Origin of the sequence: Pseudomonas japonica (assembly GCF_900188455.1) — a bacterium.
Classification (GTDB): domain Bacteria; phylum Pseudomonadota; class Gammaproteobacteria; order Pseudomonadales; family Pseudomonadaceae; genus Aquipseudomonas; species Aquipseudomonas japonica.
Window position 1 is genome coordinate 1 of sequence record NZ_FZOL01000020.1, and the last position, 11692, is coordinate 11692.

Here is an 11692-nt window from a genome sequence, read left to right on the forward strand (position 1 = left end):
GGCAAGGCCCTGGCCGAGCTGGAAGACAACTTCCGCTACAACGATGCCGTGATCCGTAACCTGGTCATCCGTCGTGACGAAGCCGTTACCGGCCAGTCCGAGATGCTGAAGGCTGAAGAAAACCGCAGCGAGCGCCGTGAGCGTCGTGACCGTCCTGAGCATGCTGACAGCGCCGAAGGCGATGACAGCAACGACAGCGACAACAGCGATAACGCTGACGAGTAATCCACGGACCTTTTGAGGAGCCTATTACATGGCACGTTTCTTCCGTCGTCGTAAATTCTGCCGCTTCACTGCTGAAGACGTGAAAGAGATCGATTACAAAGATCTCAACACCCTGAAAGCTTACGTATCCGAAACCGGCAAGATCGTTCCAAGCCGTATCACTGGTACCAAAGCTCGTTATCAGCGTCAGCTGGCTACCGCTATCAAGCGCGCCCGCTTCCTGGCCCTGCTGCCCTACACCGACAGCCACGGCCGCTGAGACCGGGTCGTCGACAAGTAGCAAAGGATAAATTGCATGCGGGCCCTGGCTGATTTCATCATGCGCGGTCGCGTGCAGGCCACTCTGGTAGTGGTCGGTTGTGCGGCATTGCCGCTGCTGTTCTGGTTGAGTGCCGCCGCCGGGAGCCTGGTGTTCCTGCGGCGCGGTTTCAAGGATGCCTCCGGGGTCCTTGCCTGGGCTTTGCTGCCGGCTTTGGCCTGGTGGTTCTTCGGCGAGCCGCGCACCTTGATGGTGTTGCTGGGTACGCTGGGCCTGGCTGCGCTGTTGCGCGCCGGGCAGTCCTGGAACCGGGTGCTGTTGTCCAGCATCGCCCTGGGCCTGGTGTATGGCGCTGTTCTGGGTTCGGTGTTCCGCGAACCGATCGACATGCTCGCGCAAGAGATCGCCAAGATCCTTCCGCAGATGCTCGACGGGATCTACCAGAAGTTCACGGTAGAAGAGCGGGGCCGCCTGGAAGGGCTGATCGCACCGGTGCTCACCGGCCTGATCGCGGCCTTGTTGCAGGCCGTCAGTGTGCTGGCCCTGATGTTGGGTCGCTACTGGCAGGCAGCTTTGTATAACCCGGGAGGCTTCGGTCGCGAGTTTCGCGCCGTGAGACTGCCGCTGGCGGCGGCGCTGGTGCTGCTGGTGCTGATCCTGGTCGGACCGAACTTCGGTACCGAACTGGCGATGCTGACACCGCTGTGCACCATCCCGCTGGTCTTCGCCGGACTGGCCGTGCTGCACGGCCTGGTGGCGCAAGGGCGACTGGCGAAGTTCTGGCTGGTCGGGTTGTACGTGACGCTGCTGCTGTTCATGCAGCTGATTTATCCGTTGCTCGTGGTTCTGGCCATTGTCGACAGCCTGATTGATTTTCGCGGACGCGGGGCGTCCAAGGACGCCGATAACGGCTCCGCGAACGGTGAAGGTTAAAAGTTAAGAGGTTTATACCAAATGGAACTGATCCTGCTGGAAAAAGTCGCCAACCTGGGCAACCTGGGCGACAAAGTTAAAGTCAAGTCGGGCTACGGTCGTAACTTCCTGCTGCCATTCGGCAAGGCTGTCTCCGCTACCGCCGCCAACCTGGCTGCGTTCGAAGAGCGTCGTGCCGAGCTGGAAAAAGCAGCTGCCGACAAGAAAGCTTCGGCTGAAAGCCGCGCTGCTCAACTGGCTGAACTGGAAGTCACCATCACCGCTACCGCTGGCGATGAAGGCAAACTGTTCGGTTCGATCGGCACCCACGACATCGCTGACGCCCTGACCGCCTCCGGCGTCGAAGTGGCCAAGGCTGAAGTTCGTCTGCCGAACGGCACCATCCGTCAGGTTGGCGAATACGACGTAGCCGTGCACCTGCACAGCGACGTTGAAGCCACCGTACGCGTGGTCGTCGTCGCAGCCTAAGCTGTATCAACCTGCTGGCCCCCTCGGGGGCAGCCGGTTAACATCGGGCACGATCCTGCATTGCAGGTCGTGCCCTTTGTCTTTTTCAACACCCAGATTTCCAGGTGGCCATGAACGAGATAACCGCCCCAGAGCAATACGATCTGCAAACCGCCGCGCTGAAGGTGCCGCCGCATTCCATCGAGGCCGAACAGGCCGTGCTCGGTGGTCTGATGCTGGACAACAACGCCTGGGAGCGGGTGCTCGATCAAGTCTCCGACGGCGATTTCTATCGGCATGACCACCGCCTGATCTTCCGCGCCATCCACAAGCTGGTCGACCAGAACATCCCGTTCGACGTGGTGACCCTTCACGAACAGCTGGACAAGGAAGGCCTCAGCTCGCAGATCGGCGGCCTCGGCTACCTCGGCGAGCTGGCGAAGAACACCCCGTCGGTGGCCAACATCAAGGCCTATGCGCAGATCATTCGCGAGCGCTCGACCCTGCGCCAGCTGATCAGCATCAGCAACGACATCGCCGACAGCGCTTTCAACCCGCAGGGGCGCAACGCCGAGGAAATCCTCGACGAGGCCGAACGGCAGATCTTCCAGATCGCCGAAGCGCGGCCCAAGACCGGTGGCCCGGTGGGGGTCAACGAACTGCTGACCAAGGCCATCGACCGGATCGACACGCTGTTCAACTCCGACAGCGAGATCACTGGCCTGTCCACCGGCTACACCGACCTCGACGAGAAGACCAGCGGCCTGCAGCCGGCCGACCTGATCATCGTCGCGGGCCGTCCGTCCATGGGCAAGACCACCTTCGCCATGAACCTGGTGGAAAACGCCGTCCTGCGCAGCGACAAGGCGGTGCTGGTGTACTCCCTGGAGATGCCAGGCGAATCGCTGATCATGCGTATGCTCTCGTCCCTCGGGCGCATCGACCAGACCAAGGTGCGTTCCGGCCAGCTCGACGACGACGACTGGCCGCGCCTGACCTCGGCGGTCAACCTGCTCAACGACCGCAAGCTGTTCATCGACGATACCGCCGGCATCAGCCCGTCGGAGATGCGCGCGCGGACCCGGCGCCTGGTGCGTGAGCACGGCGAGATCGGCATGATCATGATCGACTACCTGCAGTTGATGCAGATCCCGGGCTCCAGCGGCGACAACCGGACCAACGAGATTTCCGAGATCTCCCGCTCGCTCAAGGCCCTGGCCAAGGAATTCAACTGCCCGGTCATCGCCCTGTCGCAGCTCAACCGCTCCCTCGAACAGCGCCCCAACAAGCGTCCGGTGAACTCCGACTTGCGGGAATCCGGAGCGATCGAGCAGGACGCCGACGTGATCATGTTCGTCTATCGCGACGAGGTGTATCACCCGGAGACCGAGCACAAGGGCATTGCCGAGATCATCATCGGCAAGCAGCGGAACGGCCCGATCGGCTTCATCCGCCTGGCCTTCATCGGCAAGTACACACGCTTCGAGAACCTCGCCCCGGGCAGCTACAACTTCGACGACGACGAGTAATGAACGCGTGCGACCAATTCCGACCTTCAGCGTCGGAATTGGTCAATTTTTGTGCTATTCTCCGCGCCCGTGATTTTCCTGCCCCCCAAAAAAACCGGTCACTGACATGCAAGCAGCCAAACCACTCTTCGACTATCCCAAGTACTGGGCCGAATGCTTCGGACCAGCGCCGTTCCTGCCGATGAGCAGGGAGGAGATGGATCAGCTCGGCTGGGACTCCTGCGACATCATCATCGTGACCGGCGACGCCTACGTCGACCATCCGTCGTTCGGCATGGCCATCATCGGCCGTCTGCTCGAAGCCCAGGGCTTCCGCGTCGGGATCATCGCCCAGCCGAACTGGCAGTCGAAAGACGACTTCATGAAGCTCGGCGAGCCGAACCTGTTCTTCGGCGTCGCCGCCGGCAACATGGACTCGATGATCAACCGTTACACCGCGGACAAGAAGATCCGTTCCGACGACGCCTACACGCCCGGCGGCCTGGCCGGCAAGCGCCCGGATCGCGCCAGCCTGGTCTACAGCCAGCGCTGCAAGGAAGCCTACAAGCATGTGCCGATCGTCCTCGGCGGCATCGAGGCTTCGCTGCGCCGCATCGCGCACTATGACTACTGGCAGGACAAGGTGCGCCACTCGATCCTGATCGACGCCTGCGCCGACATCCTTCTCTACGGCAACGCCGAGCGCGCCGTGGTGGACATCGCCCAGCGCCTGGCCGCCGGCGAGCGCATCGAGGAAATCACCGATATCCGCGGCACCGCCTTCATTCGCCGCGACACCCCGCAGGGCTGGTACGAGATCGACTCGACCCGCATCGACCGTCCGGGCAAGGTCGACAAGATCATCAACCCCTACGTCAACACCCAGGACACCCAGGCCTGCGCCATCGAGCAGCAGAAGGGCGAGGTCGAGGACCCCAACGAGGCCAAGGTGGTCCAGATCCTCGAAAGTCCGCGGATGACCCGGGAAAAGAGCGTGATCCGCCTGCCGTCGTTCGAGAAAGTGCGCAACGACGCGGTGCTCTACGCTCATGCCAACCGCGTGCTGCACCTGGAAACCAACCCGGGTAACGCACGGGCCATGGTACAGAAGCACGGAGAAGTCGACGTCTGGTTCAACCCGCCGCCCATTCCGATGACCACCGAGGAAATGGACTACGTGTTCGGCATGCCCTACGCGCGGATCCCGCATCCGGCCTACGGCAAGGAGCGGATTCCAGCGTACGAGATGATCCGTTTCTCGGTGAACATCATGCGTGGCTGTTTTGGCGGCTGTACCTTCTGCTCGATCACCGAGCACGAGGGCCGGATCATCCAGAACCGTTCCCACGAGTCGATCATTCGCGAGATCGAGGAAATCCGTGACAAGGTCCCGGGTTTCACCGGCGTCATTTCCGACCTCGGCGGACCGACCGCGAACATGTACCGGATCGCCTGCAAGAGCACGGAAATCGAAACCCACTGCCGCAAGCCGTCCTGCGTGTTCCCGGGTATCTGCCCGAACTTGAACACCGACCACTCGTCGCTGATCAAGCTGTACCGCAGCGCCCGTGCCCTGCCGGGAGTGAAGAAGATCCTGATCGCCTCGGGCCTGCGCTACGACCTCGCCGTGGAGTCGCCGGAGTACGTCCGCGAACTGGTCACGCATCACGTTGGCGGCTACCTCAAGATTGCCCCGGAGCACACCGAGGAAGGCCCGCTGAACCAGATGATGAAGCCTGGTATCGGCAGCTATGACCGCTTCAAGCGCATGTTCGAGAAGTACTCGAAGGAGGCGGGCAAGGAGCAGTACCTGATCCCGTACTTCATCGCCGCGCACCCGGGCACCACCGACGAAGACATGATGAACCTGGCCCTGTGGCTCAAGGGCAACGGCTTCCGTGCCGACCAGGTGCAGGCGTTCTACCCGTCGCCGATGGCCTCGGCCACGGCCATGTACCACTCGGGCAAGAACCCGCTGCGCAAGGTCACCTACAAGAGCGAGGGGGTGACCATCGTCAAGAGCGAGGAGCAGCGTCGCCTGCACAAGGCCTTCCTGCGCTATCACGATCCGAAGGGCTGGCCGATGCTGCGCGAGGCCCTGCAGCGCATGGGCCGTGCCGACCTGATCGGTCCTGGCAAGAATCAGCTGATCCCGCTGCACCAGCCGGACACCGACAGCTACCAGAGCGCCCGGCGCAAGAACTCGACCCCGTCGGGCAGCCACAAGGTGGCCAAGGAACAGAAGATCCTCACCCAGCACACCGGTCTGCCACCGCGCGCGAGCAATGGCGCCAAGCCATGGGACAAGCGCGAGGAAGCCAAGGCCGCCGCCTTCGCCCGCAACCAGGAAGCGGCCAAGGCACGCAAGGACGCCGCCAAGGGTGGCAAAGGCAAGGGCAAGACCAAGCGCCAGCCGGTGTTGCCGCGCTAAGCCCCATGACGGGGCTTGTGCCCCGTCATGACTCCCTCCTCGCACCACCTCAGTGCGTCGCCGGCGAAACCCGTAGGAGCGTGGCTTGCCCGCGAAGGACCGCATCGCGGTCCCCGATGACCCTGCAATGGGGACCGCTGCGCGGTCCTTCGCGGGCAAGCCACGCTCCTACAGGGGCACGCATGAGGCCTGCTTGCTGGCATAAGTCTTGCCGCGTTTGCGCGCATGACTTCCCTGTGAGCACGCCGATGCCCGACCTGCTGGATGCCCTGAACCCAAGCGCCACGACCTGGCATGAAATGCTCGCCGTCGATGGCCGCGTGCGTCCGCACTGGCGGGAGCTGCTTGCCCATCTGCAACGCAGCGGTGCGCAGCAACTGAGCCAGCGCCAGTCCCTGCTCAACCGCCAACTGCGGGAAAACGGCGTCACCTACAACATCTACGCCGACCCGGATGGCGCCGACCGCCCCTGGGAACTGGACCTGCTGCCGCAGGTGATCCCCACGGCGGAATGGGCCGAGCTGGCCCGCGGCATCGCTCAGCGCGCACGCCTGCTGAACGCGCTGCTGGCGGATATCTACGGTCCGCAGCGACTGATCGGCGAAGGGCTGCTGCCCGCGGAGCTGATCTTCGGACACAACAACTTCCTCTGGCCTTGCCAGGGCCTGCAGGTGCCGGAGCAGACCTGGCTGCATCTCTACGCGGCCGACCTGGCGCGAGGGCCGGATGGCCGCTGGTGGGTGACCGCCGACCGCACCCAGGCACCGTCCGGCGCGGGGTACGCCCTGGAAAACCGCACCGTGGTGTCCCGCGCCTTTCCCGAGCTTTACCGGGATCTGCATGTGCAGCATCTGGCCGGTTTCTTCCGCACCTTGCAGCAGAGCCTGGCGCGCCTGGCGCCGAGCGGGCGGGAAGCGCCGCTGGTGGTGCTGCTGACGCCCGGGCGTTTCAACGAAAGCTGGTTCGAGCACCTGTTTCTCGCCCGCCAGCTGGGCTATCCGCTGGTGGAGGGCAGCGACCTGACGGTGCGTGATGGCACGGTCTACCTCAAGACCCTCGGCGGCCTGCGCCGGGTCCACGCGATCCTGCGCCGGCTCGACGACGATTTCTGCGATCCCCTGGAACTGCGCACCGACTCGGCACTGGGTGTGCCTGGCCTGCTGGATGCTGTGCGCCAGGGCCGAGTGCTGGTGGCCAATGCCCTGGGCAGCGGGGTGCTGGAGTCGCCGGGTCTGCCAGGCTTTTTGCCGGCGATCAGTCGACGCCTGCTGGGTGAGGAACTGATCCTGCCGTCCATCGCCAGTTGGTGGTGCGGCGAACCGGCGGCGCTGGAGCAGGCGCTGGAAAAGATGCCGGACCTGCTGTTCAAACCGGCGTTCCCTTCGCAGAGCTTCCAGCCCCTGCTGGGCCGCGACCTTGACGCGGCCCAGCGGCAGGCGCTGGCCGCGCGGCTGAGGGCACGGCCCTACGCCTACGTCGCCCAGGAGTTGGCGCAACTGTCCCAGGCACCGGTATGGCAGGGCGATGGCCTGAAGGACCGACCGGTGGGCATGCGCGTCTATGCCGTGGCCAGTGCCGATGGCTGGCGCGTGCTGCCGGGCGGCCTGACCCGGGTGGCGGCGCAGGCCGATGCCGAGGTGGTCTCGATGCAGCGCGGCGGTGCCAGCAAGGACACCTGGGTCCTCGGCGAACACGCCGCCCGCGGCGAGCAATGGCAGGCCAGTCGCCGGCTCGGCGTGGCCGACCTGGTCCGTGCCGACCCCTATCTGCCCTCGCGGGTAGTGGAAAACCTGTTCTGGTTCGGTCGTTACTGCGAGCGCTGCGATGCCAGTGCGCGCTTGCTGCGGATTCTCCTGGGGCGCTACCTCGATGGCGACTCGCCGCAGGCGCTGGACGCGGCGGTGCGCCTGGCCGAGGAACTGTCCCTGCTGCCCGCGGAGGGGAGCCTGGACACGCGCCTGCGCATGGCCTTGCTCGACCCTGCCTGGAGTTTCAGCCTGCGGGCCAGTCTGCAGCGCTTGCAATGGGCGGCGGGGCAGGTGCGGGGCAAGTTGTCGCGGGAGAACTGGCAGGCCCTGAGCGAATTGCAGCGCGAGGCGCAGCGCCTGGACGACCTATCCGCGGACTTCAGCGAACTGCTGGATTTTCTCGACCGCCTGATCCTGTCCCTGGCGGCCCTGTCCGGCTTCGCCCTCGACGACATGACCCGCGACGAGGGCTGGCGCTTTCTCCTGACCGGCCGCCGGATCGAACGCCTGCACGCCTTGAGCAGCAGTCTCGCTGGTTTTCTGCGGGACCCGGCGGCGACCGACCAGGCCGGCCTGGAGTGGTTGCTGGAGCTGGCCAACAGCAGCATCACCTACCGTTCCCGCTACCTGGCGGTGGCGCAGTTGGTGCCGGTACTGGACCTGCTTCTGCTGGATGAGCAGAACCCCCATGGCGTGCTGTTCCAGTTGCGCTCGCTGTTGCGTTCGCTGGAGCGCCTGCAGAGCCCGGCGGAGAGCGAACTGCTCGGGCTGGCGGAGCGTCTCAGGCATTTCGACCTGCGCAGCCTGGAGCATCCGCTGTTCGGCGAGGCCAGCCTGAGCGCGGTGCTCGACGGGCTGGCGACGATGCTGGAGCGGATCGCCGAAGACGCCGAAGCCGCGGCGCAACGCCTGGCGTTGCGCCATTTCGCCCATGTCGATGTCAGCCAGCAGACGGTGTCCGCCTGATGAGTGCGCGTTACCAGATTCTTCACGATACCCATTATCGCTACGCCAGCCCGGTGTCGCTGGCCCAGCAACTGGTCCACCTGTGGCCACGGGATTGCCCCTGGCAGCGTTGCGAGGAGCGGCTGCTGGAGGTGACGCCGACGCCGACCCGGCGCCGCGACGAACAGGATGTGTTCGGCAATCCCCTGACCCGGCTGGGCCTGGACTATCAGCATGACGAACTGCGGGTCAGTACCCGGGTACGCATCGAGGTCGTGTCGCGTGCGCTGCCGTCGCTATCGGCTTCGCCGGCCTGGGAGCAGGCGCGGGATGCCCTGGCCTACTCGCGACAGACGCTGGCGGCGGCGCTGCTCGACGCCAGTCGCTATCGCTTCGAATCGCCGTTCGTGCGCCTGAAAAGACGCTTCGTGGAGTTTTCCGAACCCTGTTTCGCCGCCGGTGTGCCGTTGCTGGAGGCGGTGCGGGCGCTGATGGAGAAGATCTTTCGCGAGTTCACCTTCGATGCCGGGGCGACCCAGGTCGCTACACCGCTGGTGGAGGTACTGGAGCGGCGTCGCGGGGTCTGCCAGGACTTCGCCCACCTGATGCTGGCCTGCCTGCGTTCGCGGGGGCTGGCGGCGCGCTATGTCAGCGGCTATCTGCTGACCCGGCCACCGCCCGGGCAGGCCCGGCTGATCGGGGCCGATGCCTCGCATGCATGGATCTCGGTGTTCTGCCCGCGCCACGGCTGGGTGGATTTCGATCCCACCAACAACCTGCTGCCGGCGCTGGAGCACATCACCCTTGGCTGGGGTCGCGACTTCGCCGATGTCTCGCCGCTGCGCGGAGTGATCCTCGGCGGCGGCAGTCACGACCCGGAGGTTCGGGTGACGGTGTTGCCGCTGGATCAGCTGGGCGGCTGATCCTTCCATTTGGGCGCTGCCAGCGGCTGCCAGGCGTCCAGGGCATCGAGCAGGGCATCCGGCGCGGCGTCGACCTGCAGCATCGCGCGGTGATGCGGGCGGACGAAGCCCTCGTCGACCACATGGTCGAGAAAACCGGTGAGTTTTTCGTAGAAGCCGTTCACCTCCAGCAGGCCCAGTGGCTTGCCGTGGTAGCCGAGCTGGCCCCAGGTCCACACTTCGAAGAGTTCTTCCAGGGTGCCGAGGCCACCAGGCAGGGCGATGAAGGCATCGGCCAGTTCGGCCATGCGCGCCTTGCGCGCGTGCATGCCGTCGACCACTTCCAGGCGGGTCAGGCCGGGATGGGCGATCTCGGCGCGTTGCAGGCTGACCGGGATGATCCCGATCACTTCACCGCCGGCGGCCAGCGCGGCATCGGCGACGATGCCCATCAGGCCCACGGCGCCACCGCCGTAGACCAGGGTCAGGCCGCGCCGGGCGATGGCTTGGCCGAGGGCGACGGCGGCTTCGCGGTAGACCGGGCTGACGCCGTTGCTGGCACCACAGAACACACAAACGGAACGTAGAGACATGTCTTTCTCCAGGTCGAAAACGGCCACAGGGTACGGACATGGGGCGGGTCTTCCAAGCCCTCTGTCACTCCGGACGGGAGAACTCGCAGGCGGTTCCGCTGGCGCCGCAGGCATAGGCGGCGAGCAGGCTTTGCATGAAATTACTTAGGGACATGTCGGACTACTCCTAAATGAGAGGTTGTCTCATCGTCCTACATGCGGGCATGATGTGGCACGTTGTTTGTATTGATGAATGCCATAGAAGAATTTCACTGCCCGATCAGGGTCTTATCCTTGACCCACATCAGCAGCGCGAAGCGCGGGATGGGGCAGTCTGATTTCAATAAAAAACCTGTCATGGAGATTCACGATGTTTGCCAAATTCGTTGCCGTGTCCCTGCTGACCGTTGCCAGTGCCCAGGTAATGGCCGCCGACTGCAAGGTCACTGTCGAGTCCACCGACCAGATGACCTTCAACACCAAGGAAATCGCCATCGACAAGAGCTGCAAGCAGTTCACCGTCGAGCTGAAGCATGTCGGCAAGCTGCCGAAGAACGTCATGGGCCACAACCTGGTGATCACCAAGGCTGCCGATGAGCAGGCCGTTGCCACCGCCGGCATGGGCAAGGGCGTTGCCGCCGACTACCTGGATGCCAGCGATGCCCGCATCGTCGCCCACACCAAGCTGATCGGTGGTGGCGAGTCCGACTCGGTGAGCTTCGACGTGTCCAAGCTGGCCGCCGGTGAATCCTACGGCTTCTTCTGCTCCTTCCCAGGCCATATCGCCATGATGAAGGGCACCATCGTTCTGAAGTAATCGCTGCGATTGGTCAGCTCCCACGAGGTCCGGCGTAAACCGGCCTCATGGGGGCTTGCCAGCGATGCTTTTCTTTCTTACGGCGCGAACGGCATTTCCCGCTTGTGCTGCGTCTTTTCGTACGTCCGCTTGATGATTTCGAACGCTTCCTCGCTCACTGGCTCGCCATGCAGGAACGCATCGATCTGCGCGTAGGTCATGCCATGCGAAGCCTCGTCCGGCTTGCCCGGGGCCAGGTCTTCGAGGTCGGCGGTCGGCACCTTCTCCACCAGTGATTCCGGGGCGCCGAAGCTGCGCGCGATGGCTCGTACCTGATTCTTCACCAGGCCGCTCAGGGGGGCCAGGTCGCAGGAGCCGTCACCGAACTTGGTGAAGAACCCCATCACCGCCTCGGCGGCATGGTCGGTGCCGATCACCAGGCCGGCGCGAGCGCCGGCGATGGTGTACTGGGCCACCATGCGCATGCGCGCCTTGGTGTTGCCGACGACGAAATCGACCATGGCCGGCTTGCCATCTTCCAGTGCCTTGACCTCGGCCGCCAGGGCGCGCACCGCCGGGGCGATGTTGACTGTGTGGCACTCGTCCGGCTGGATGAAATCGATGCAGGCCTGGGCATCGTGTTCGTCGTGCTGTACGTGGTAGGGCAGGCGCACGGCGATGAACCGGTACTGCTCGTCACCGCTCTGCTGGCGCAGTTCGTTGATCGCCCGCTGGGCCAGCAGTGCCGCGGTCAGCGAATCGACGCCGCCACTGATGCCCAGGACCAGGGTCTTGAGCCCGGCATTCTTCAGGCACTGCTGGATGAAGGCGACGCGCCGGGTGACTTCGGCGTCGAGCTCGGCGCGGTCGGCGAACGGCGGCTGGACCTTGAGCTGCTGCGCGATCTCTCGCTGGACGGCTTGCAT

At 64.5% G+C, this 11692-nt stretch carries 11 protein-coding genes; 9 read left to right on the forward strand and 2 right to left on the reverse strand.

The genetic code is table 11. From position 1 onward, the window contains the following. The 8 genes from CHB99_RS21530 to CHB99_RS21565 form a co-directional block, all read left to right on the forward strand. Window positions 1–225 (forward strand): 30S ribosomal protein S6 (locus tag CHB99_RS21530; RefSeq protein WP_428977850.1); only part of this gene is annotated, 225 nt, incomplete at its 5' end. A gap of 28 nt (window positions 226–253) precedes the next feature. Then, entirely contained in the window at window positions 254–484 is a 231-nt protein-coding gene (gene rpsR, locus CHB99_RS21535) for a 30S ribosomal protein S18 (RefSeq protein WP_009403887.1), read from the forward strand. Between the two features lie 36 nt (window positions 485–520). Then, the gene (locus CHB99_RS21540; protein WP_042120278.1) at window positions 521–1417 is read left to right on the forward strand and encodes a YybS family protein; all 897 of its coding nucleotides are present in this window, start codon (window positions 521–523) and stop codon (window positions 1415–1417) included. Window positions 1418–1438: 21 nt separating this feature from the next. Next, window positions 1439–1885, forward strand: a complete 447-nt coding sequence (rplI, locus tag CHB99_RS21545; protein WP_042120276.1) for a 50S ribosomal protein L9 — start codon at window positions 1439–1441, stop codon at window positions 1883–1885. Between the two features lie 110 nt (window positions 1886–1995). Beyond that, window positions 1996–3393: a replicative DNA helicase gene (gene dnaB, locus CHB99_RS21550; protein WP_042120275.1), complete on the forward strand. Its 1398-nt coding sequence runs from the start codon at window positions 1996–1998 to the stop codon at window positions 3391–3393. Window positions 3394–3499: 106 nt separating this feature from the next. Then, complete coding sequence (locus CHB99_RS21555) at window positions 3500–5803, forward strand: YgiQ family radical SAM protein (protein WP_042120274.1); 2304 nt, start codon at window positions 3500–3502, stop codon at window positions 5801–5803. Window positions 5804–6051: 248 nt separating this feature from the next. Then, window positions 6052–8517: a circularly permuted type 2 ATP-grasp protein gene (locus CHB99_RS21560; RefSeq protein WP_042120649.1), complete on the forward strand. Its 2466-nt coding sequence runs from the start codon at window positions 6052–6054 to the stop codon at window positions 8515–8517. Continuing rightward, window positions 8517–9419: a transglutaminase family protein gene (locus CHB99_RS21565; protein WP_042120272.1), complete on the forward strand. Its 903-nt coding sequence runs from the start codon at window positions 8517–8519 to the stop codon at window positions 9417–9419. Before CHB99_RS21560 ends, CHB99_RS21565 begins: the two co-directional genes overlap by 1 nt. Here CHB99_RS21565 and CHB99_RS21570 read toward each other — a convergent pair. Beyond that, the gene (locus CHB99_RS21570; protein ID WP_042120270.1) at window positions 9404–9991 is read right to left on the reverse strand and encodes a cytokinin riboside 5'-monophosphate phosphoribohydrolase; all 588 of its coding nucleotides are present in this window, start codon (window positions 9989–9991) and stop codon (window positions 9404–9406) included. The genes CHB99_RS21565 and CHB99_RS21570 overlap by 16 nt on opposite strands. A 349-nt stretch (window positions 9992–10340) precedes the next feature. On the opposite strand from CHB99_RS21570, the gene azu reads away from it, so the two are divergent. Then, window positions 10341–10787 carry an azurin gene (azu, locus tag CHB99_RS21575; RefSeq protein ID WP_042120269.1) on the forward strand — a complete coding sequence of 149 codons (447 nt, stop codon included), beginning with the start codon at window positions 10341–10343 and terminating at the stop codon, window positions 10785–10787. Window positions 10788–10864: 77 nt separating this feature from the next. On the opposite strand, the gene nadE is transcribed toward azu, so the two are convergent. Further along, window positions 10865–11692, reverse strand: coding sequence for an NAD(+) synthase (gene nadE, locus CHB99_RS21580; RefSeq protein WP_042120268.1), 828 nt, complete (start codon window positions 11690–11692; stop codon window positions 10865–10867).